19 protein-coding genes are annotated in these 22,357 nt (G+C 62.7%); 15 read left to right on the forward strand and 4 right to left on the reverse strand.

All coding sequences use genetic code 11. The features are described 5' to 3' along the window. Positions 1 to 44: 44 nt before the first annotated feature. Positions 45 to 1,379, reverse strand: a complete 1,335-nt coding sequence (locus APH36_RS15835) for an OprD family porin (RefSeq protein ID WP_060499427.1) — start codon at positions 1,377 to 1,379, stop codon at positions 45 to 47. A 498-nt stretch (positions 1,380 to 1,877) separates the two neighbouring features. On the opposite strand from APH36_RS15835, the gene tauA reads away from it, so the two are divergent. From tauA to tauD, 4 genes are read left to right on the forward strand one after another with little or no spacing between them, the layout of a single operon-like run. Then, a complete protein-coding gene (gene tauA, locus APH36_RS15840; protein WP_060499428.1) occupies positions 1,878 to 2,849 on the forward strand; it encodes a taurine ABC transporter substrate-binding protein in 972 nt (323 codons plus the stop codon). 13 nt (positions 2,850 to 2,862) lie between these two features. Then, entirely contained in the window at positions 2,863 to 3,651 is a 789-nt protein-coding gene (gene tauB / locus APH36_RS15845) for a taurine ABC transporter ATP-binding subunit (protein WP_060499429.1), read from the forward strand. Further along, complete coding sequence (gene tauC, locus APH36_RS15850; protein ID WP_060499430.1) at positions 3,648 to 4,487, forward strand: taurine ABC transporter permease TauC; 840 nt, start codon at positions 3,648 to 3,650, stop codon at positions 4,485 to 4,487. Before tauB ends, tauC begins: the two co-directional genes overlap by 4 nt. Positions 4,488 to 4,535: 48 nt before the next feature. Further along, positions 4,536 to 5,369, forward strand: a complete 834-nt coding sequence (tauD, locus tag APH36_RS15855) for a taurine dioxygenase (protein WP_060499431.1) — start codon at positions 4,536 to 4,538, stop codon at positions 5,367 to 5,369. A 117-nt stretch (positions 5,370 to 5,486) separates the two neighbouring features. Here tauD and betT read toward each other — a convergent pair whose 3' ends face one another. Next, positions 5,487 to 7,448, reverse strand: coding sequence for a choline transporter BetT (gene betT / locus APH36_RS15860; RefSeq protein WP_164525217.1), 1,962 nt, complete (start codon positions 7,446 to 7,448; stop codon positions 5,487 to 5,489). Positions 7,449 to 7,686: 238 nt separating this feature from the next. Then, positions 7,687 to 8,619 carry a serine O-acetyltransferase EpsC gene (epsC, locus tag APH36_RS15865; RefSeq protein ID WP_016714447.1) on the reverse strand — a complete coding sequence of 311 codons (933 nt, stop codon included), beginning with the start codon at positions 8,617 to 8,619 and terminating at the stop codon, positions 7,687 to 7,689. A 308-nt stretch (positions 8,620 to 8,927) separates the two neighbouring features. Between epsC and tcyJ the strand changes: the two genes are divergently transcribed. From tcyJ to APH36_RS15910, 9 genes are all read left to right on the forward strand, one after another. Beyond that, complete coding sequence (gene tcyJ, locus APH36_RS15870; protein ID WP_016714446.1) at positions 8,928 to 9,722, forward strand: cystine ABC transporter substrate-binding protein; 795 nt, start codon at positions 8,928 to 8,930, stop codon at positions 9,720 to 9,722. Continuing rightward, on the forward strand, positions 9,719 to 10,387 hold the full coding sequence (gene tcyL / locus APH36_RS15875; protein ID WP_016714445.1) for a cystine ABC transporter permease: 669 nt from the start codon (positions 9,719 to 9,721) through the stop codon (positions 10,385 to 10,387). The genes tcyJ and tcyL overlap by 4 nt, the downstream gene beginning before the upstream one ends. A 2-nt stretch (positions 10,388 to 10,389) precedes the next feature. Beyond that, on the forward strand, positions 10,390 to 11,148 hold the full coding sequence (gene tcyN, locus APH36_RS15880) for an L-cystine ABC transporter ATP-binding protein TcyN (protein ID WP_060499433.1): 759 nt from the start codon (positions 10,390 to 10,392) through the stop codon (positions 11,146 to 11,148). Between the two features lie 325 nt (positions 11,149 to 11,473). Next, entirely contained in the window at positions 11,474 to 12,715 is a 1,242-nt protein-coding gene (locus APH36_RS15885; protein ID WP_060499434.1) for an SfnB family sulfur acquisition oxidoreductase, read from the forward strand. A 141-nt stretch (positions 12,716 to 12,856) separates the two neighbouring features. Then, the gene (locus APH36_RS15890) at positions 12,857 to 14,038 is read left to right on the forward strand and encodes an SfnB family sulfur acquisition oxidoreductase (protein ID WP_060499435.1); all 1,182 of its coding nucleotides are present in this window, start codon (positions 12,857 to 12,859) and stop codon (positions 14,036 to 14,038) included. Next, on the forward strand, positions 14,038 to 15,429 hold the full coding sequence (locus APH36_RS15895; protein ID WP_060499436.1) for an LLM class flavin-dependent oxidoreductase: 1,392 nt from the start codon (positions 14,038 to 14,040) through the stop codon (positions 15,427 to 15,429). Before APH36_RS15890 ends, APH36_RS15895 begins: the two co-directional genes overlap by 1 nt. Further along, the gene (locus APH36_RS15900; protein ID WP_060499437.1) at positions 15,422 to 16,222 is read left to right on the forward strand and encodes a MetQ/NlpA family ABC transporter substrate-binding protein; all 801 of its coding nucleotides are present in this window, start codon (positions 15,422 to 15,424) and stop codon (positions 16,220 to 16,222) included. Before APH36_RS15895 ends, APH36_RS15900 begins: the two co-directional genes overlap by 8 nt. A gap of 1 nt (position 16,223) precedes the next feature. Beyond that, positions 16,224 to 17,333: a methionine ABC transporter ATP-binding protein gene (locus APH36_RS15905; protein WP_060499438.1), complete on the forward strand. Its 1,110-nt coding sequence runs from the start codon at positions 16,224 to 16,226 to the stop codon at positions 17,331 to 17,333. Then, positions 17,323 to 17,967, forward strand: a complete 645-nt coding sequence (locus tag APH36_RS15910; RefSeq protein WP_008096606.1) for a methionine ABC transporter permease — start codon at positions 17,323 to 17,325, stop codon at positions 17,965 to 17,967. The genes APH36_RS15905 and APH36_RS15910 overlap by 11 nt, the downstream gene beginning before the upstream one ends. 31 nt (positions 17,968 to 17,998) lie before the next feature. Here the strand turns inward: APH36_RS15910 and dibA are convergent, their stop codons facing one another. Beyond that, positions 17,999 to 19,894, reverse strand: a complete 1,896-nt coding sequence (dibA, locus tag APH36_RS15915) for a phosphodiesterase DibA (RefSeq protein WP_060499439.1) — start codon at positions 19,892 to 19,894, stop codon at positions 17,999 to 18,001. A 146-nt stretch (positions 19,895 to 20,040) separates the two neighbouring features. Here dibA and desA point away from each other — a divergent pair, with 146 nt between their 5' ends. Together desA and APH36_RS15925 are read left to right on the forward strand one after the other, a co-directional pair. Continuing rightward, on the forward strand, positions 20,041 to 21,225 hold the full coding sequence (desA, locus tag APH36_RS15920) for a delta-9 fatty acid desaturase DesA (protein ID WP_019096488.1): 1,185 nt from the start codon (positions 20,041 to 20,043) through the stop codon (positions 21,223 to 21,225). Positions 21,226 to 21,365: 140 nt separating this feature from the next. Beyond that, complete coding sequence (locus APH36_RS15925) at positions 21,366 to 22,352, forward strand: sensor domain-containing diguanylate cyclase (RefSeq protein WP_060499440.1); 987 nt, start codon at positions 21,366 to 21,368, stop codon at positions 22,350 to 22,352. The last annotated feature ends 5 nt before the right edge of the window (positions 22,353 to 22,357 follow it).

Here is a 22,357-nt window from a genome sequence, read left to right on the forward strand (position 1 = left end):
CAAAAAAGCCTCGCACTAGGCGAGGCTTCTGGTTCAGCTACGGCTTACAGGAAGTTGTAAGTGTAGTTGAAGATCAAACGGGTCTGATCCTGGTCAGCCAGCGAGCTGGTGCCAGTACCACGGTATACGCCGTGACGCAGGCTGGCGCCCAGGCCCTTGAAGGTGCCTTCCTGGATGACGTAGTCAACGCGGGCGTCACGTTCCCATTCGCTGAAGGTGCCGTTGCCATTGGCGTTCTTGCCATCTTCACCTTTCAGGTAAGAAACCGAAGCTTTCAGGCCAGGCACGCCCAGACGTGCGAAGTCATAGGCGTACTGACCGAACGTGGTGTTTTCACCGGCCTTGGCGAACTGGTTGATCATGCTGTCGGTGAACAGGTAGAAGCTCGAACCACCAGCACCTTCGTTGCGGCCATTGCCATCAACCACGTTGCCTTGGTTCAGCCAGACGAAACCACCGTCGTCATTGACGCGCTGGTGGCCGAGCAGGAACGAGTGGCCACCCAGGGTGTAGGTGAAGATCGCGGACCAGGTCTTGTTGTCGACCTCGCCAGTGTTCTTGGCATAACCGCCATTGTTGCTGAAGCGGTAACCGGCCTCACCGTTCTTGCCGTCGCTGCTGCTGTCGAAGTAGCGCAGGTCAGTCTTGAACGACTGGTCGTCAGCGATCTTGAACACGTGGGTCGCGCCCAGGAAGTGCTGCTTGTAGAAGTCTTCCAGGTTCGAGTAGTAGTACTGCAGGGTCAGGTCTGGCGTGAGCTTGTAGTCCAGGCCGCCGTAGCGGAACTTGTTGCTGTCCTGGGTAGCACCGGCTACCGACAGGCCGGTACGGTTGCTCGATGCACGGCCCATGGCGTGGGTCAGCTGACCGGCGTTGATGGTCAGGTTGTCGATTTCCTTCGACTGGATGGTGCCACCCTCGAAGGTTTGCGGCAGCAGACGGCCATCGTTGGAGACCAGGATCGGCAGGTTTGGCGCCAAGGCGCTACCGAAGTGAGCTTCAGTCTTGGAGAAGCGAGCTTTGGCGTTGGCGCCGAAACGGCCCCACTGGCTTACCGCAGAGCCATCGCTATCGTCCGGCATGAAACCACTTTTGTGGTAGCCGCGACCGCCGTCCAGCTGGATACCCCACAACGCCTGAGCATCGACACCGAACCCGACAGTGCCTTCAGTGAAGCCGGAAATGTAATCGAGCTTGAAACCCTGACCAGACTCACGCTGATCCGGGCGTGGATCGCTGTGGGTTTCACGATTGTCGTTGTTGAAGTACATGGTGCGCGAGCTGAGCGACAGTTTGCTGTCTTCAACGAAACCGGCAGCGCCTGCTTGTTGGGCGAGAACCCCCAGTGCCACGGCCAGAGCCAGGCTGGACTTGTACATAATTTGCTCCTCTACGTTCTAATTCTTGTGTATCTCTGGCGGCGAGGTCTGCTGCCCCGCTCACCGTGGATTGGCGATTTAGTCCCAAAGCGTGACTCATAAGTCAATCGTTTCTAAACGTTTCGAGACTTTGGTCTAAGACGCCACCTGCGCTACAGGATAATGACAATCCTATAAATCCAAAATGACCGTTTTATGAATTTGTAAGATTTTTACGGAATATGGTCGGAACCTTTACTGCCATTCGTTGTAGCAGCAACGCCATTCATAACATTTGGTTATTTGCAAACGTTTGCTCATAACCTAATTCCGTATCGTTCTATAGGGGCGAAAAAGCCTAGCAGGTGCCTCAGCATTCGCCATTGAGGGTAATCAACGATCTTGGGCTTAAAGCATTTGGCTCCTAAGCTAATGCAAAAAAGTTATTTATTTTCAGATTATTAGATCATTTAGTCTTCTCGTCACCCATCACATCGATTGCCTGACGAGAGGTCCACCATGATCCCGCACGCTCCGCTGCGCCTGTTCGCCGCCCTGACCCTCGCCAGCACCAGCTGGTTTGCCCAGGCTGCCGACCTGACGGTGGCCTATCAGACCACCGTCGACCCAGCCAAAGTGGCGCAGGTAGACGGCGACTACGAAAAAGCCAGCAAGGCCAGCATCGACTGGCGCAAATTCGATAATGGCGCCGACGTAATCACCGCCGTGGCCAGCGGTGATGTTCAGATCGGCTATCTGGGTTCCAGCCCGCTGGCGGCTGCCGCCACCCGCAAGCTACCCGTCGAGACCTTCCTCATCGCCACCCAGATCGGTGCCGGTGAAGCGCTGGTCGCCCGCGACAGCATCAAGACGCCGCAAGACCTGATCGGCAAGAAAGTCGCTGTACCGTTCGTGTCTACCGGCCACTACAGCCTGCTGGCAGCACTCAAAAGCTGGAATATCGACCCGTCCAAGGTACAGATCCTCAACCTGGCACCACCGGCCATCATTGCCGCCTGGAAACGCGGTGACATCGACGCCACCTACGTGTGGGACCCGGCCCTGGGCGTAGCCAAGGAAAACGGCAAGGTGCTGATCACCTCGGGCGAACTGGCTCAGAAAGGCGCCCCCACCTTCGATGCCTGGATCGTGCGCAAGGACTTCGCTGAGAAGCACCCGGATGTGGTCAAGGCCTTTGCCAAAGTCACCCTCGATGCCTACGCCGACTACCGCAAGGACCCGAAAGCCTGGCTGGCCGACAAGGGCAACGTAGACAAGCTGGTGAAGCTGTCCGGCGCCAAGGCCAGCGACATCCCGGTCCTGCTGGAGGGCAATGTCTACCCACTGGCCGCAGACCAGGCCAATGCCCTGGGCGCGCCGACCACCCAGGCACTGACCGACACGGCCAATTTCCTCAAGCAGCAGGGCAAGGTCGACGCCGTGCTGCCGGACTACTCGCCGTACGTCAGCGCCAAGTTCCTCCCAAACTGATCCGGAGCCCGTCATGGCCTTGCTTGAACTGGAGCGCATCAGCGCACAGTACCCTGGCGCCAGCACCCCGGTGCTGGCCGACATCAACCTGAGCCTGGGCCCGCGCCAGCTGCTGGTGGCCCTGGGGCCGTCCGGCAGCGGCAAGACCTCGCTGCTCAACCTGATCGCCGGCTTCGTCGCCCCCAGTGGCGGGCGAATCACCCTCGATGGCGTACCGGTGCACGGCCCGGGTGCCGAGCGCGGCGTGGTGTTCCAGGACGATGCCCTGCTGCCATGGCAGAACGTGCTGGGCAATGTCGCCTTCGGCCTCGAACTGGCTGGCGTGCCCCGCGCCCAGCGTGAAGCCAAGGCCCGTGAAATGCTCGCACTCGTCGACCTGGATGGCTTTGGCGACCGACGCATCTGGGAATTGTCCGGTGGCCAGAAACAGCGCGTAGGCCTGGCCCGCGCACTGGCGGCCGATCCACGGGTGTTGCTGATGGATGAACCGTTCGGCGCCCTCGACGCCTTCACCCGCGAACAGATGCAGGAACTGCTGCTGCAGGTCTGGCAACGCACCGCCAAACCGGTGTTCCTGATTACCCACGACATTGAAGAAGCGGTGTTCCTCGCCAGCGAGCTGGTGCTACTGGCACCCAACCCGGGCCGCGTGGTGGAGCGCCTGCAACTGGACTTCGGCCAGCGCTATGCCGCTGGCGAATCGGCCCGGGCGATCAAATCCGACCCACGCTTCATCGAAACCCGCGAGCATGTGCTGGCGCGGGTGTTCTCCCAACGCCAAAGCCTGCAGGAGCGCGCATGAGCAGCCTGGACCTGCCGGTTGCCGGCAAGCACGACACCCAAAGCCGGCCTGTTGCAACAGCGCGCCGCCAACTCTCTACCCGCTGGATCAGTACCCTGACCCTGACCAGCCTGCTGCTGGTCTGGTGGCTGGTGACGGCCGCCGGCTGGATCGAGCCCCTGTTCCTGCCTTCGCCCGGTGACATCCTGGCCAGGGCCTGGACCTTGCTGACCCAAGGCTACATGGACGCCAGCCTGTGGCAGCACCTGGGCGCAAGCCTGGGCCGCATCGGCCTGGCACTGGTGGCCGCGACCCTGACCGCGATCCCGGTGGGCATCGCCATCGGCTACAACCGCGTGGCCCGTGGCATCCTCGACCCGCTGATCGAGTTCTACCGGCCGATACCGCCGCTTGCATACCTGCCGCTGATCGTCATCTGGTGCGGCATCGGCGAGCTGTCGAAGGTGCTCCTGATTTACCTGGCGATCTTCGCCCCCATCGCCATTGCCACCGCCACCGGCGTGCGCACGGTCGACCCCGCCAAGCTGCGTGCGGCGCAGTCGCTGGGCGCCACCAAGGCCCAGCTGATCCGCCATGTGATCCTGCCCAGTGCATTGCCCGACATCCTTACCGGCATCCGCATCGGCCTGGGGGTCGGCTGGTCGACTCTGGTGGCCGCCGAACTGATTGCGGCCACCAGCGGCCTGGGCTTCATGGTGCAGTCGGCGGCGCAGTTTTTGGTCACCGATGTGGTGGTGCTGGGCATCCTGCTGATCGCCCTGATCGCCTTCGCCCTGGAAATGGGCCTGCGTGCCCTGCAACGCAAACTGGTGCCCTGGCACGGACAGAGCCACTGATTGCCGACTGACCACGCCGGCAACCCGGCGCCTAGAACGAGAAAAGACATGAGCCTGACCGTTACCCCCCTCAGCCCGGCCCTCGGCGCTCAGATCAGCGGCGTGGATATCAGCCGCGAGATCTCGGCCGAACAGCGCGATGCCATCGAGCAGGCGCTGCTCAAGCATCAGGTGCTTTTCTTCCGCGACCAGCCGATCAACCCGGAACAGCAAGCGCGCTTTGCCGCCCGCTTCGGCGACCTGCACATTCACCCGATCTACCCCAACGTGCCGGAAACCCCGCAGGTGCTGGTGCTCGACACGGCGGTGACCGATGTACGCGACAACGCCGTGTGGCACACCGACGTGACGTTCTTGCCAACCCCAGCACTGGGCGCGGTGCTCAGCGCCAAGCAGTTGCCGGCTTACGGTGGCGATACCCTGTGGGCCAGCGGCATTGCGGCGTTCGAAGCCTTGTCGGCACCGTTGCGCGCAATGCTCGACGGGCTGACCGCCACCCACGACTTCACCAAGTCGTTTCCGCTGGAGCGCTTCGGCACCACGCCGCAAGACCTGGCGCGCTGGGAAGCGACACGGCGCAACAACCCGCCGCTGTCACACCCGGTGGTGCGCACGCATCCGGTGAGCGGGCGCAAGGCGCTGTTCGTCAATGAAGGGTTCACTACACGCATCAATGAGCTGAGCGAGCTGGAAAGCGAAGCGCTGTTGAAGCTGCTGTTCGCCCATGCGACGCGGCCGGAGTTCAGCATTCGCTGGCGTTGGCAGGAGAATGACGTGGCGTTCTGGGACAACCGCGTGACCCAGCATTTTGCGGTGGATGACTACCGGCCGAACCGGCGGGTGATGCACCGCGCGACCATCCTGGGGGATGCACCCTTCTGACAGATTTTGGGAGGCCTTCGGCCTCCTTTCGCGACACAAGGCCGCTCCTACAGGAGATGGCGTACCTCTGTAGGAGCGGCCTTGTGTCGCGATGGGCCGCAAAGCGGCCCCGGCGATCTAACGGACCAGATGCAGGTACTGCATGTGCCGCTCGTACTGGTCCAGGATGTCGTTGATGATCTGCTCCTTGCTGTAGCCCACCAGGTCATAGTTCTGGCTGCCTTCGCTCAGGTGCACCTCCGCCCGGTAATAACGGCGGTTCTTCAACTCCTGCGTGCCCAGCCCACCCAAGGCGAATGACGGTGTGAAATACCCACGCATCTGCACCTGGTAGATGAACGGCTGCTCCTCGCCATGGCCAATCTTCAGGCTGACGTTGTCGTGGCTCGGGTCATCCTGGGTGATCAGCACCAGCCCCTTCTGCTCGAACACCTCACGGACCTCGGCAATCGCCGGCCGCACTACGTCGTCCATGAAGCGGTACACCTCATCACGCGACGGGAAATGCACGGCCTGGCTCAGGCGCTGGCGCCAGCCACCTCGACCGCGACGTGACTGGGCGAACGGGGCCAGTGAGTGCATCTGCGCGATCTGCCGCTGCGACTCCAGGTAGAACGCCTTGTGCAGCCCCCACATCATGCACAACAGAATCAGCGAGAACGGCAGCGAGGTCAGTACCACCGCCGACTTCAGCGAGTCGATGCTGCCCGCGAACAACAGCGCACTGGTGATCAGCGCGGTCATCGCGCCCCAGAAGATGCGCAGCCAGTTCGGCCCGTCCTCATCGGCTTCACCCCCCTTGGCCGACAAGGTCGACAGCACCACGGTGCCCGAGTCGGCCGACGTGACAAAGAACACGAAGCTGATGAACACCGTGGTGGCGATCACCGCCTTGCTCCAGGGGTAAGTCTCCAGCAGCAGGTACAGGCTCATCGACGGGTTATCCAGTGCCGACTGGCCCAGTGCGGTCATGCCATGGTTGATCACCTGGTCCAGCGCGCTGTTGCCGAAGATCGACATCCACGCCAGGGTGAACCCCAACGGGATCAGCAGCACGCCAAAGACGAACTCGCGGATGGTACGGCCACGGGAGATACGGGCGATGAACAGGCCCACAAACGGTGCCCAGGCGATCCACCAGGCCCAGTAGAACACCGTCCAGCCACCCAGCCAGTCACGGTTTTCGCCGTAGGCATACACATCGAAACTCTTGCGTGGCAAAGCGCCCAGATAGTCGCCAAGGTTCTGGATCAGCGTATTGAACAGGTGCTGGGTCGGCCCGGCGAACAGCACGAACAGCAGCAGTGCGCAGGCCAGGAACAGGTTGATGTCGCTCATCACCCGTACGCCCTTCTCCACCCCGGCAACGGCCACGGCGACCGCCGCGCCCATCATCAGGGTGATGAGGATCACCTGCACCCACTGGCTGTGGCTGATGCCGAACAGGTAGTCCAGGCCCGCATTCAGGTGCAGCACGCCAAAGCCCATGTCGGCCCCCAGGCCGAACACCGTGGCGATGATGCCGAAGCCATCCACTGCGTAGCCGATCGGCCCGTTGATGCGCTTTCCGATCAGCGGGTACAGCGCCGAACGCAACGCCAGCGGCAGGTTGTGCCGGTAGGCGAAATAGGCCAGGGCCATGCCGACGAAGGCGAACACCCCCCAGCCATGCAGGCCCCAGTGCAGGAACAGAATCTGCATCGCCTGGCGCCCGGCCTCTGCCGTGCCCGCTTCGCCCTGGGGCGGCTGCAGCATGTGGGTGAGCGGTTCGGAAACACAGAAGAAGAACAACGTGATGCTGATACCAGCGGCAAACAGCATGCCGGCCCACGACAGATAACTGAACTCGGGTTCGTCGTGGTCGGCACCGAGCTTGATCTTGCCGTAGCCGGACAAGGCGGTGACCACCACGAAGACCAGGTACAGCGTCATGGCCAGCATGTAGTACCAGCCGACCGTGTTGGCCGCCCAGTTCTGCGCTGCCAGCAACCAGTCACCTGCGGCTTGCGGGTTGGAAATGACTACCAGGCCAAAAATGAGGATGAAACTTGCCGCGAAATAGAACACCGGAGGGTTCATGCGGATAGTGCTGTTGGAAGGGATCGGCGCACTCATGAGGTATGCACCTCGTCGAATGACGTGAGGTTCGGAATGAACGGGTTCAGCAAAGGAATCCTCCTGTTGAACACCGGCAGCGGACCAGCGTTTTTCATTGAACAAGCGTTCAAGTTAAACATGGATCGAATTTCATTGCGAACCGGGGCGCCGATTGGCGCCCTCTCGTTCCAGCCTCGTCGCGGCCTACCGCAAGGTTAGATCAGTTCTTGTCCTGGCAATCCAGCTGCAGGTTGGCCTGGGTAATGTTGCTTTCAGCCGGCACACTGCGGGTCAGCCACACATTGCCGCCAATGGTCGAACCTTTGCCGATGGTAATGCGCCCCAGCACCGTGGCCCCGGCATAGATCACCACATCGTCCTCGACAATCGGGTGCCGTGGCAGGCCTTTGTGCAGGGTCCCCGACTCATCGCTCGGGAAGCGCTTGGCGCCCAGGGTCACGGCCTGGTAGATGCGCACGCGCTCGCCGATGATCGCGGTTTCGCCAATCACCACACCGGTCCCGTGGTCGATGAAGAAGCTCGGGCCAATCTGCGCGCCGGGGTGAATGTCGATACCGGTGGCCGAATGCGCCAGCTCCGAGCTGATCCGCGCCAGCAGCGGCAAGCCGGCCTGGTACAGGTGGTGCGCCAGGCGGTGGTGGATGATCGCCAGGATACCCGGGTAGCACAGCAGCACTTCATCCACGCTGCGCGCTGCCGGGTCACCGTGGTAGGCGGCCAGCACGTCGGTGTCGAGCAGTACGCGCAGTTCCGGTAGCGCAGCTGCAAAACCCTGGATCAGGCTCAGCGCATGGGCATCGACGCCAGCCAGCTCAGCCTTGCTTTGCCGTGCCGCATAGCGCAGTTCAAGGCGAGCCTGGGCAAGCAAGGCGGTCAGCGCGGCATCCAGGGTATGGCCGACGTAGAAATCTTCGCTCTCTTCGCGCAAATCGACCGGGCCAAGGCGCATGGGGAACAGCGCGCCGCACAGTTGCTCCAGAATCTGCCGCATCGCCTCGCGCGACGGCAACTCGCGCCCGCCCTGCTCGCCAATGCTGCGGCCATTACGGGTGCGCCATTGCTCACGGGCGCCGCGCAGGCCACTGACGATGCTCTGCAACTGCCAGTGCGCGGATGAAGGTTGTTCGCTCACGGTTTTCTCCTGCCGTATAGGCCATCTAATGGTGTCGCCAGGCCCGCGAAGAGGCCGGGCCTGACTACATGCGATCCACTCTACGGCAAATCAGCCCCTTGGAAAAAACAACGCTTTATTCCATCCTGCGCTAAGTCAGGCATAAGCCGCGATGACGGCACAGGCATCCTCGCCTACCCTCAAAGCAGCCAGCTCCTGGCACCAATCAAAATGGAAATAACAAAATAATTTTTTAGTATTTCCTGGCCTAAGCAGCCAACCCTATAGTCGCCACCTCACTACTTACACAACAAGCGCGGGGCTCTGACATGTCGAAATTCGCCAAACCGCTACTCAATGCTACCCTGGCTGTTCTGCTGGGTACCGGCCTGCTCAGCCAGGCCTTCGCGGGCGAGCAGCTGAAGACCATCCAGGAAAAAGGCGTGATCAACGTCGGCCTGGAAGGCACCTACCCACCGTTCAGCTTCCAGGACGAAAACGGCAAGCTGACTGGCTTCGAAGTGGAGCTGTCCGAGCTGCTGGCCAAGGAGCTGGGGGTCAAGGCCAAGGTCCAACCGACCAAGTGGGACGGCATCCTCGCTGCGCTGGAGTCCAAGCGCCTGGACGTAGTCATCAACCAGGTGACCATTTCCGAAGAGCGCAAGAAGAAGTACGACTTCTCCGAGCCCTACACCATCTCCGGCATCCAGGCGCTGATCCTGAAGAAGAAGGCCGAGCAGTTGAACATCCACAAGGCCGCCGACCTGGCCGGCAAGAAAGTGGGCGTGGGCCTGGGCACCAACTACGAACAGTGGGTGAAAAAAGACGTGCCGCAAGCCGATGTGCGCACCTATGAAGACGACCCGAGCAAGTTCGCCGACCTGCGTAACGGCCGCATCGACGCCATCCTGATCGACCGCCTGGCCGCGCTGGAATACGCGCAAAAAGCCAAGGACACGGAGCTGGCCGGCGATGCCTTCTCGCGCCTGGAAAGCGGCGTGGCCCTGCGCAAGGGCGAGCCTGAGCTGCTCGATGCCATCAACAAGGCCATCGACAAGCTCAAGGCTGACGGCACGCTGGCCAAGCTGTCCGAGAAATACTTCGGTGCTGATGTCACCAAATGATCGCTGAAAGCCTGCAACTCGTTGTCGACTCCACGCCCTTCCTGCTGAAGGGCGCGGGTTATACGGTGCTGCTCAGCGTTGGCGGCATGTTCTTCGGCCTGGTGCTGGGCTTTGCCCTGGCGCTGATGCGCCTGTCGAAGATCTTGCCGCTGAACTGGCTGGCGCGGATCTACGTATCGTTTTTCCGCGGCACGCCGCTGCTGGTGCAGCTGTTCGTGATCTATTTCGGCATGCCGCAGATCGGCATCGAACTCGACCCCATCCCCGCCTCGCTGATCGGCTTGTCGTTGAACATGGCGGCCTACATCTGCGAGATCCTGCGCGCAGCCATCTCCTCGATCGACCGTGGCCAGTGGGAAGCGGCCGCCAGCATCGGCATGACCCGCGTCCAGGCCATGCGCCGGGCGATCCTGCCACAAGCCTTGCGCACTGCGCTGCCACCGCTGGGCAACAGCTTCATTTCGCTGGTCAAGGACACCGCCCTGGCCGCCACCATCCAGGTGCCCGAACTGTTCCGCCAGGCGCAGCTGATTACCGCACGCACCTTCGAAGTGTTCACCATGTACGTGGCGGTCGCGGTCATCTACTGGGTGCTGTGCAGCATCCTCGCGCACTTCCAGAACCGCATGGAAGCGCGGGTCAACCAGCATGACCAGGAGCACTGAGCATGATTGAAGTCAAAGGCCTGACCAAGCGGTTCAAGGGCCAGACCGTGCTCAACGGTATCGACCTGACCGTACAGCCCGGCGAAGTGGTGGCCATCATCGGCCCCAGCGGCTCGGGCAAGACCACCTTCCTGCGCTGCCTCAACCTGCTGGAAACCCCGGATGCCGGGCAGATCCAGATCGGCGCTATCAGCATCGATGCCAACCGCCCGCTGGGCGGGCAGCAAAGTGCAATTCGCCGTTTGCGCCAGCAAGCAGGGTTCGTGTTCCAGAACTTCAACCTGTTCCCGCACCGCACCGCCCTGGAGAACGTGATCGAGGGGCCGGTGATCGTCAAGAAGACGCCCCGCGAGCAGGCCATCGACCTTGGCCGGCGCCTGCTGGCCAAGGTTGGCCTGGCAGGCAAGGAAGACGCCTACCCCCGGCGCTTGTCCGGTGGTCAGCAGCAACGGGTGGCTATCGCCCGTGCCCTGGCCATGGAGCCGGAGGTGATCCTGTTCGACGAACCCACCTCGGCACTGGATCCGGAGCTGGTAGGTGAAGTGCTGGCGACCATCCGCGGCCTGGCCGAGGAGAAGCGCACCATGATCATCGTCACGCACGAAATGAGCTTTGCCCGGGATGTGGCGAACCGGGTGATCTTCTTCGACAAGGGCGTGATCGTGGAACAGGGTGAGGCCAAGGCGCTGTTTGCGGCGCCGAAGGAAGAGCGCACACGGCAGTTCTTGCGCAAGTTCCTGGGTACTGCCGCCTCCGAGTAAACCTGCTCCGGCCTCTTCGCGGGCAAGCCCGCTCCCACACGAAACTCAGCGCTTCCAAGGCTGGTGGGGATCCTGTGGGAGCGGGCTTGCCCGCGAAAGGGCCGGTACATCCCCAGCAAATCCCTCTTCTATAGATATTCCAAAGAGTTAGTTCATAAACTTTTTATAAAGCATTAGGGTATATAAACCGGACCACCGGACCAGCACATATCTGTCGCGATCAGCTGTAGCGGCACAACTTTTTTGTGAGGTCAGGAATGGTCAGGATCACAATCACCCCAGTGCGTAACGCCAGGGCATTGAGTGCAGCCAAGGAGCGGTACTGATGTCCAGCCAGCCAAACACCCAATTCAACAGCGATCTCGACAGCTCGCCCCTGCTGCTGCCGGCCAAGGTGCTGCGCAACGACGCCGAAGCCTTGCAAGCGGCCCGTGAACTGGCTGAGGTCGCCCGCGAGCAGGCCGCACGCCGCGACCAGCAACGCAAACTGCCTTGGGCCGAGATCGAACTGTTCACCCGCAGCGGCCTGGGCAGCATCAGCGTACCCAAGGCCCACGGCGGCCCCGACGTGTCGTTCGAAACCGTTGCCGAAGTGTTCCGCCTGATCAGCACCGCCGACCCGGCCCTGGGGCAGATCCCGCAGAACCAGTTCGGCATGCTGCAACTGATTCGCCTGACAGCCACCGAGGCGCAACAGGCGCTGATCTTCCGCAGCGTGCTCGACGGTTGGCGCATCGGCAATGCCGGCCCCGAGCGCGGCACCAAAGACACCCTCACCCTCAAGGCCCGAATCACTCGCACTGGTGACAGCTATCGCATCAGCGGCGAGAAGTTCTATTCCACCGGCGCCCTGTTCGCCCACTGGGTGGCCGTCAAGGCACTGGACGACGAAGGCCGTCAGCGCCTGGCGTTCGTGCGCCGTGGCAGCCCGGGGCTGCGCATCGTCGATGACTGGTCCGGGTTCGGCCAACGCACCACTGCCAGCGGCACCGTGCTGCTGGACCAGGTGCCGGTCGACGCGGAGCTGGTGATCGACAACTGGCGCCAGCGTGATATCCCCAACATCCAGGGTGCGGCTTCACAGCTGATCCAGGCGGCAATTGATGCCGGCATAGCCGAAGCAGCAATTGATGATGCGATCACCTTCGTGCGCGAAAAGTCTCGCCCGTGGATCGAAGCCAACGTGGACCGCGCCAGCGACGACCCGTATGTCATCGCCGACATCGGGCGCCTGAAGCTTGAGCTACACGCCGCCGAAGCGCTGCTGCGCAAGGCTGCGCGGGTACTGGACGAAGTCAATGCCGCGCCAATCGACGCAGCCAGTGCGGCGCGAGCCTCGATTGCCGTGGCCGAGGCCAAGGTGCTGACCACCGAGATTTCCCTGCAAGCCAGCGAGAAGCTGTTCGAGCTGGCTGGCAGCCGCGCCACCCTTGCCGAGTTCAACCTCGACCGCCACTGGCGCAATGCCCGGGTGCACACCCTGCATGACCCGGTGCGCTGGAAGTACCACGCGGTGGGCGCTTACCACCTCAACGGCACCCTGCCTGCGCGGCATTCCTGGATCTGATTTGCTGCCTTTGGGGCTGCTGCGCAGCCCTTCGCGGGCTTGCCCGCTCCCACAGGATTACCACTGCCTGAACAGGCATCACTTTACCTGTGGGAGCGGGCAAGCCCGCGAAGGGCCGCGCAGCGGCCCCCGGAGAACACCATGACTACAAATATCATCACCAGCGATACCGAAGCCCTGAATGTCGCCGAAGACATCGCCCAGCAACTGCGCCGCGACAGCGCCCTGCGCGACCGCGAGCGCCGCCTGCCCCACGCCGAACTGGAGCTGTTCACCCGCTCCGGCCTGTGGGCCATCAGCGTACCCAAGGCCTTCGGCGGCGCTGGCGTGTCCAACGTCACCCTGGCCAAGATCATTGCCCGTATCGCCCAGGCCGACGGCTCGCTCGGGCAGATCCCGCAAAACCACTTCTACGGCCTGGAAGTGCTGCGGGTAAATGGCACTCCCGAGCAGCAGCAGCGCCTGTACGCCGAAGTGCTGGCAGGCAAGCGTTTCGGCAACGCCCTGGCCGAACTGGGCACCAAGACCGCCAACGAGCGCACTACTCGCCTGAGCCGTGATGGTGACGGTTTCCGCATCAATGGCCGCAAGTTCTACTCTACGGGCGCGATCTACGCCCAGCGTATTCCCACCTCGGTCGTTGATGAACAGGGCGTGCAGCAGCTGGCCTTTGTCCCGGCCGACAGCCAGGGCCTGCAAGTGATCGACGACTGGAGCGGTTTCGGCCAGCGCACCACCGGCAGTGGCTCGGTGGTGTTCGACAACGTGTACGTCAGCGCTGCCGACGTCGTGCCGTTCCAGAGCGCCTTCGAGCGCCCTACCCCGGTCGGCCCGCTGGCGCAGATCCTTCATGCCGCCATCGACACCGGCATCGCCCGTGCCGCGTACGAAGATGCCCTGCACTTCGTGCGCACCCGCAGCCGCCCGTGGGTCGACTCCGGCCTGGACAAAACCACGGACGACCCGCTGACCCTCAAAAGCTTCGGTCACCTGGCAATCCGCCTGCACGCCGCCGAGGCCCTGCTGGAACGCGCCGGTGAATACCTCGACCGCGCCCGCGACGACAGCACCGCCGACAATGTGGCCGCCGCCTCCATCGCCGTGGCCGAAGCACGGGCCATCAGCACCGAGATTTCCCTTGCCGCCGGTACCGCCCTGTTCGAGCTGGGCGGCAGCCAGGCCACCCTGGCCGAACACAACCTCGACCGCCACTGGCGCAACGCCCGCGTGCACACCCTGCACGACCCGGTGCGCTGGAAGTACCACGCCATCGGCAACTACTACCTCAACGATGCCAACCCGCCACGCCGGGGGACCATCTGATGGCCAAGCAGCTCCTGCTCAATGCCTTCAACATGAACTGCATCGGGCACATCAACCATGGGTTGTGGACCCACCCACGGGACACTTCGACCCAGTACAAGACCCTGGACTACTGGACCAACCTGGCACGCCTGCTGGAACGCGGCCTGTTCGATGGGCTGTTCATTGCCGACATCGTGGGCACCTACGACATCTACGGTCAGTCGCTGGACGTCACCCTCAAGGAGTCGATCCAGCTGCCGGTCAACGACCCGCTGCTGCTGGTTTCGGCCATGGCAGCAGTTACCCGCCACCTGGGTTTCGGCCTTACCGCTAACCTCACCTACGAGGCGCCGTACCTGTTCGCCCGGCGCCTTTCCACCCTCGACCACCTGAGCAATGGCCGGGTGGGCTGGAACATCGTCACCGGCTACCTCGACAGCGCCGCCAGGGCCATGGGCCTGGCGCAACAACCGGAGCATGACCGCCGCTACGACCAGGCCGACGAATACCTGCAGGTGCTGTACAAGCTGCTGGAAGGCAGCTGGGCAGACGATGCCGTAGTCGCCGACCGCCAGCAGCGCGTGTACGCCCAACCCGACAAGGTGCGCAAAGTCAGCCACCACGGCGAGTTCTACAACGTCGAGGGCTATCACCTGAGCGAACCCTCGCCACAGCGCACGCCGGTGCTGTTCCAGGCCGGCAGCTCGCAGCGCGGCCTGGCCTTTGCCGGCAACCATGCCGAATGCGTGTTCATCAGTGGCCAGGACAAAGCCGCCACCCGCGCCCAGGTCGACAAGGTGCGCGCCGCTGCACAGGCCGCCGGCCGCGACCCGCAGGCAATCAAGGTGTTCATGGGTATCACGGTGATCGTGGCAGCCACCGAGCAAGAGGCCCAGGCCAAGCATGCCGAGTACTTGCGCCATGCAAGCCCTGAAGCCGGCGTCGCGCACTTCGCGGCATCCACCGGCATCGACTTTGCGGCGTATGAACTGGACGAGCCAATCGGCTTCAGCCAGGGCAACGCCATTCAGTCCGCCACGCGCCAGTTACAAGACAACGCCTGGACCCGCCGACGTCTGCTTGAGCAGCACGCCCTCGGTGGCCGCTACGTAACCTTGGTCGGCTCACCTGACCAGGTGGCCGAGCAGTTGATCGCGTGGATTGATGAAACCGGCCTGGACGGTTTCAACCTGACCCGCACCGTCACCCCGGAAAGCTTCGAAAACTTCATCGACCTGGTCATCCCGCAACTGCAGCAGCGTGGCCGCTACAAGACGGCCTACGCCGAAGGCACCCTGCGCGAGAAGCTGTTCCAGGCCGACCACCCGCACTTGCCCGCCGACCACCCTGGTTCGGCCTATCGCTTTGTCCCTTCCCCTGCCTCGACTGGAGTCCCGCACCATGCTTGAGAAACTGTTCCGGCCCGTCGCGGCCATTGCCCTCACCCTTGGCCTGTCCGCCCACGCCCTGGCAGCCGACCCACTGAAGATCGGCACCACCTCGGCCTTTGCGATCCCGCTGGAAGCCGCCGTGGAAGAAGCGCACAAGCAAGGCCTGGAAGTGAAGCTCATCGAGTTCAGCGACTGGATCGCACCCAACGTCAGCCTCAACAGCGGCGACATCGACGTGAACTACTTCCAGCACATCCCGTTCCTGGAAAACGCCAAGGCAGCTGCCGGCTTCAACCTGGTGCCTTACGCACCGGGCATCATCAACAACGTTGGCCTGTACTCGAAAGCGTACAAAAGCTTTGCCGAGCTGCCTGAAGGCGCCAGCGTGGCCATTGCCAACGACCCGATCAACAGCGGCCGGGGCCTGCAACTGCTGGCCAAGGCCGGGTTGATCAGCCTGAAGCCAGGCGTTGGTTACAAGGCCACCGAGGACGACATCGTCGCCAACCCGAAAAAGCTGAAAATCCTTCAGGTCGAGGCGGTTCAGCTGGTCCGCGCTTACGATGACGCCGACCTGGTGCAGGGTTACCCGGCCTACATCCGCTTGGCCAACACCTTCGATGCCACCTCGGCATTGCTGTTCGACGGCCTGGAAAACAAGGAATACGTGATCCAGTTCGTCATTCGCCCACAGAGCAAGGACGACCCGCGCCTGGCCAAGTTTGTTGACATCTACCAGCACTCGCCAGCCGTGCGTGCAGCGCTGGACAAAGCCCACGGCAAGCTCTACCAAGCCGGCTGGGAAGGCTGACATGAGCCAGGCCAGCGCGCTCAGGGCGCCTACCCCCCAACCATTGCCGCCAACGGTCAAGGAACAGGCCCTGCGCCCGGAGGTCAATGAAGCCCATGTGCGCTTCATCGGCCTGGGCAAGACCTACCCTGGCCAGGCACAACCGGCCTTGCAAGGCATCGACCTGAACATCCGCCATGGCGAGATCTTCGGCATCATCGGCCGCAGCGGGGCCGGCAAGTCATCGCTGTTGCGCACCATCAACCGGCTGGAGCAACCCAGCCAGGGCCGGGTGCTGATTGATCAGGTGGACATTGCCCCCTTCGACGAAGACCACCTGGTGGCGCTGCGTCGGCGCATAGGCATGATCTTCCAGCACTTCAACCTGATGTCGGCCAAAACCGTGTGGCAGAACGTCGAGTTGCCATTGAAAGTGGCCGGCGTGGCCAAGGCCGAGCGCCAGCGCAAGGTGCGTGAACTGCTGGAGCTGGTTGGCCTGCAGGAAAAACACCACGTCTACCCGGCGCAGCTGTCCGGCGGGCAAAAGCAGCGCGTCGGTATTGCCCGGGCGCTGGTACACGACCCCGAAATTCTGCTGTGCGACGAAGCCACCTCCGCGCTGGACCCGGAAACCACGGCCTCGATCCTTGAGCTGCTGCGCGACATCAACCAGCGCCTGGGGCTGACCATTGTGCTGATCACCCACGAAATGGCCGTGATCCGCGATATCTGCCACCGGGTGGTGGTGCTCGAACGTGGTGAAGTGGTCGAACAGGGCGAGGTCTGGCGGGTGTTCGGTTCGCCTCGCCACGAGGTCACCCGCACCTTGCTTGCGCCACTGCAGGCCAGGCTGCCTGCCGCGCTCCAAGCCAGCCTGCAAGCCAGCCCGGCGAGCCGCGACACCGCCGTGGTGTTGAAACTGACGGTGCTGGACGAGCCTGAACTGTCTGCCCTGTTCAACGAACTGGGCGGGCGTGTGCGCCTGCTGCAGGGCGGCGTGGAGACCATTGGCGAACATGCCTTGGGCCAGCTGATCCTGTCGGTGCGGCACTCGCCGCATGACACGCATCAATTACTGGAGCGCGCCCGCCGCTGGGCCGAGGACGTGGAGGTACTGGGCCATGTGGTTTGATCGCCTGCTGGAAGGTTTGCTCGATACCCTGCTGATGGTCGGCGTGTCATCGCTGATCGCCCTGTTGGTAGGGGTGCCGATGGCGGTGCTGCTGGTCACCAGTGACAAGGGTGGCATCTTCGAAGCACCGCTGCTTAATCGCGTGCTGGGCGCCTTCGTCAACCTGTTCCGCTCGATCCCGTTCCTGATCCTGATGGTCGCGCTGATCCCCTTTACCCGCCTGGTGGTAGGCACTACTTACGGCGTATGGGCGGCGGTGGTGCCGCTGACCATTGCCGCCACACCGTTCTTCGCGCGGATTGCCGAGGTCAGCCTGCGCGAAGTGGACCATGGCCTGGTGGAAGCTGCGCAGGCCATGGGCTGCCGACGCTGGCACATCGTCTGGCATGTGCTTTTGCCTGAGGCGCTGCCCGGCATTGTCGGCGGCTTCACCATTACCCTGGTAACCCTGATCAATTCTTCGGCCATGGCCGGCGCGATTGGTGCGGGGGGGTTGGGGGATATTGCCTATCGGTATGGCTACCAGCGCTTCGACAGCCAGATCATGCTGACCGTGATCGCCATGCTGGTGGCGTTGGTGGCGTTGATCCAGCTGGGCGGGGACCGCTTGGCGAAAGGCTTGAACAAGCGTTGAATCCTTCGCGGGTGAACCCGCGAAGAGGCCTTCAATCCCAGCGAAGATCTCCAGCCGGCACCGGCCGCCCGAACCAATAGCCCTGCCCCAGCTGACACTGCTCCTGCAACAGGAAGCTGGCCTGCTCGGCCTGCTCGATGCCCTCGGCATGCACCTGCATACCCATGCTGTGGGCCAGGGCGATGATCACCCGCACGATCGCAATGTCGTCTTCATCATGCGGCAAACCGGCCACGAAGCCTTGGTCGATTTTCAGCTTCTGCACTGGCAAACGCTTGAGCCGCAGCAGCGATGAATACCCGGTGCCAAAGTCATCGATGGCCAAGGTCACCCCCAGCTCACGCAACCGGTGCAACTGCTCCAGTGCCACTTCCGGGTCTTCCATCACCGCGCTTTCGGTTACTTCGAGCTCCAGCAGGGCCGGGGCCAGGCCCGTCTCGTGCAGCACTTCGGCCACCTGCCGGTACAACTCGTGCTGGCCAAACAGGCGGCTGGAGATGTTTACCGCCACGAACGCCAGCTGCCGACCTTCGGCCTGCCATTGCACCATTTGCCGGCAGGCCTGGCCCAGCACCCAGGTGTCGATCTCGGCAATCAGCCCCGTGCGCTCGGCAATCGGGATGAACTCGCCCGGCGGCACCAGGCCGCGCTGGGGGTGCTGCCAACGCACCAGCGTTTCGACCCCGACTTGTCGGCCTGAAGCCAGGTCATGTACCGGCTGGAAGTACACCCGCAGCTCATCCTGCTCCAGGGCCCGGCGCAGCTCACCGGCAGTCTCGACCCGGTGCTGGGCATGGGCGGTCAGCTCTTCGGTATACAGTGCATAGCACGCCCGCCCGTTGCTCTTGGCTTTGAACAGCGCCGAATCGGCATTGCGCAGCAGTTGTTCGGCACTCAACGCATCGCTGGGGAACAGGCTGATGCCCGCACTGACACTGATGAACAGGCGATGGCCATCGAACTGGAACGGCTCGCGCATACGCTCGATGATGCACTGCGCCAGCTTGCCCGCCTGGCCGACCTGCTGGCAGTTCTCCGCCAGCACGCCAAATTCGTCGCCGCCCAGGCGCGCCAAGGTCACGCCTGCACCCAGTACCTCACCCAGGCGCTCGCCCACCAGCTTCAGCAACTGGTCACCGATGGTGTGGCCCAGGCCGTCGTTGATGCTTTGAAAGTGGTCCAGGTCCAGCAGCAACAGGGCACAACCGCGCTTGTTGGCCTGGGCCGACGCCAAAGCCTGCTCGACGCGGTCGGTGAACAGCAGCCGGTTGGGCAGGCCGGTCAGCGGGTCGTGGTGGGCCAGGTAGGCCAGTTCCTGCTCCGAATGCTTGATTGCGCTGATATCACTGAATACCGCCACGTAATGGCTCAGTTCACCATCGTCGTCGCGAATGGCGCAAATGGTCTGCCATTGCGGGTAGATTTCGCCGCTTTTGCGCCGGTTCCAGATTTCCCCGCTCCACTCGCCCTTATCGGCCAGCGTGGCGAAGATCTGCTCGTAGAACGGTAACCCATGGCGGCCTGACTTGAACTTGTTCGGGCGCTGCCCGATGACCTCATCCTGCTGGTAGCCGGTGATGCGCATGAACGCGCGGTTGACGTGCACGATCAGGCCCTGGCGGTCGGTGACCAACACCCCTTCGAGTGTGCTGTCGAACACCGCAGCCGCCATACGCAGCCGCTCACGGTCTTCGCAACGCAAGCGGGCACCACGGCCGATGAAATTGAGCAGGCGCACCCGCGACACGTAAATCAGCAAGGCACTGAACAGCACCCACAGCACCACATTGATCTGCCGCCCCACGGTCACTGCGAGGGGATCGTCAGTCATGCCGTGCAGCACCACCTCGGCCAGCACCAGCCAGAGGATCGAGAGCACCACATACAGCGCAGCCATGCGCAAGGCGTCGCGAACGGAAACAGACATGTCGGGTGGAATAGCCCATCAGAAATAATGGGGCATTATAAAGGCTGAAACATGTCGTGACCTCCTATCTGAACAGGTGACTGGTTTTATTTCCCTCCCGGGGGATAATCAGCCCCTCCTCCTGCATTCCGAGGGTTTTTACACCTATGTGGTACAACGGCCTGCTCGACTTGTCGGCCTGGCAACTGGTCGGCATCACTCTGTTGATGACCCATGTGACCATCGTCAGCGTCACGGTCTACCTGCATCGCTACTCCGCGCACCGGGCCCTGGAGCTCAACGGCGCGCTCAAGCACTTCTTCCGCTTCTGGCTGTGGCTGACCACGGCGCAGAACACACGCGAGTGGACCGCCGTCCATCGCAAACACCACGCCAAATGCGAAACCCCCGACGACCCGCACAGCCCGGTGCACAAGGGCCTGAGCACGGTATTGCGCAAGGGCGCCGAGCTGTACCGGGAAGAGGCGCGCAACCCCGAAACCCTGCGCATTTATGGCAAGAACTGCCCGGAGGACTGGATCGAGCGCAACCTCTATTCGCGCTACAAGCTGGGCGGTATTGCATTGATGGCCGTCATCGACCTGCTGCTGTTCGGCACCATCGGTATCACCATCTGGGCCGTGCAGATGATGTGGATTCCGTTCTGGGCAGCCGGCGTGGTCAACGGCCTGGGCCACGCACTGGGCTATCGCAACTTCGAATGCCGCGATGCAGCCACCAACCTGGTGCCGTGGGGCATCGTTATCGGGGGTGAAGAACTGCACAACAACCACCACACCTACCCCAACTCGGCCAAGCTGTCGGTCAAGCGCTGGGAGTTCGACATGGGCTGGGCCTGGATACGCCTGTTCTGCCTGTTGCGCCTGGCCAAGGTGCAGCGTGTGGCGCCGATCGCTCACCGGGTGGCGGGCAAGGCCAGCCTGGACATGGACACCGCCATGGCCATCCTCAACAACCGCTTCCAGATCATGGCGCAGTACCGCAAGCTGGTGATCGGCCCGCTGGTCAAGCAGGAGCTGGCCCGAGTAGACGCCTCGGTGAGTCACCACTTCCGCCGCGCCAAGCGCCTGCTCTCGCGTGAAACCAGCCTGCTGGAAGACCGCCACCACATGCGCATCGAGTCCATGCTTGCGCACAGCCAGGCGTTGAAGACCATTTACGAAAAACGCCTGGCCCTGCAGCAGATCTGGGCGCGTACCAGCGCCAACGGACACGACATGCTAGCGGCCATGAAGGACTGGGTACACGAGGCCGAAACCAGCGGCATTCATGCCCTGCGCGACTTCGCAGCGCAGCTGAAAACCTATTCCCTACGCCCCTCCGGCGCCTGACCGCCGTTAGTCGGCATGCCCCCTTTCGGGGCATGCCGTTCGGAACTTCGCCCCCTCGCCACCACTCCAACCCGCACATCGCCCGCGTGGCGGGCAGGATGCTGGCCGCACGCTTTCAAGTCGAGACCTGATTCGTGCACATGGCCAAGAACATCCCCACGATCCTGCCCGGTACCCCGCCTCCTGAAGCCGCCCAGACCCTGCTGGCCTTGCTCCACGCCCAAGGCGAAGTCGCCCGCCTGAGCGAACGCGAGCAACTGTTCAGTTCACTGCTCGACAGCGTCAATGCGGTGCTCTGGGCCTTCGACTGGGAAGCCCGCCAGGTGCTGTACGTAAGTCCCGCCTACGAGCGAATCTTCGGCCGCCCGGTCAGCCTGGTGCTGGCCGACTACAACGAATGGCGCGACAGCATCTACCCCGACGACCTGGAGTACGCCGAGCGCAGCCTGGCCCAGGTGCTGCTCAAGGGCTCGGTGGAGGACCGCGAATACCGCATTCTCAATGCCGACGGCCAGCTGCGTTGGCTGAGCGACAAGTGCTACATCAACCAGCAGCACGACGGCGACCGGGTGATCATTGTCGGCATCGCCGAAGACATCACCGAAAAGAAGCAGCTTGAAGGCGAGTTGCAACGCCTGGCCACCACTGACGTGCTGACCCAGAGCAGCAACCGCAGGCACTTTTTCGAGTGCGCCCAGCAAGCCTTCGACAGCGCCCGCGAAGCCGGTACGCCGCTGGCCTTCCTGCTGCTGGATATCGATGATTTCAAGCGCATCAACGACAGCTACGGCCACCAGGAAGGCGACCAGGTGCTGCAACGCATCGCCGACAGCGGCAAGGCCGTGCTACGCCGTGGCGACTTGTTCGGACGCATTGGTGGTGAGGAATTTGCGGCGGTGTTCCCGGGTTGCAATGCCCAGGCGGCGGAGCAGATTGCCGAGCGTTTGCAGCGGGCGATCCAGCGTTTGAGCTTCAATCATGAGGAGCAGACGTACAGCGTGACGGTGAGCCAAGGGCTGACCGAGCTGACGGATGAAGATATGACACTGGACAGCCTGTACGCACGGGCCGACGCGGCAATGTACCAGGCTAAACGGCAGGGCAAGAACCAAATAGTCTGCGGCTGACCGCA

It is taken from the genome of Pseudomonas sp. NBRC 111133 (assembly GCF_001320605.1).
Classification (GTDB): domain Bacteria; phylum Pseudomonadota; class Gammaproteobacteria; order Pseudomonadales; family Pseudomonadaceae; genus Aquipseudomonas; species Aquipseudomonas monteilii.